The sequence below is a fragment of the Oleiphilus sp. HI0043 genome, assembly GCF_001634935.1.
Genome location: NZ_LWEY01000998.1, coordinates 1 through 239, shown reverse-complemented (window position 1 = coordinate 239; position 239 = coordinate 1). Strand labels below are relative to the sequence as shown.

The following is a 239-nucleotide window of genomic DNA, read 5'->3' as shown; positions in this document are numbered from 1 at the left end:
GTTAGAGATACCTAGTGAATTTAGTAATGCCTCGAGCATCACACAGTTCATTTCAACATCATCAACTATCAGCACCCGTACAGCAGAATAATCAACATCGTTCAGTGAATTGCTTGCGATATCCGGGTCTTGGTCTGTTTGTGGTTCTTCAACAAGCTCAACCGGCAGATAAACAGCCATTGTCGTACCCTTACCAAGCGAGCTATATACCTGTATATCTCCTTCCATTCGTTCAACAA

General features: G+C 42.7%; 1 protein-coding gene. It reads right to left on the bottom strand.

What is annotated here, in order from left to right:
* Nucleotides 1-239 (bottom strand): hypothetical protein (locus tag A3729_RS32865; RefSeq protein ID WP_197475794.1); only part of this gene is annotated, 239 nt, incomplete at both ends.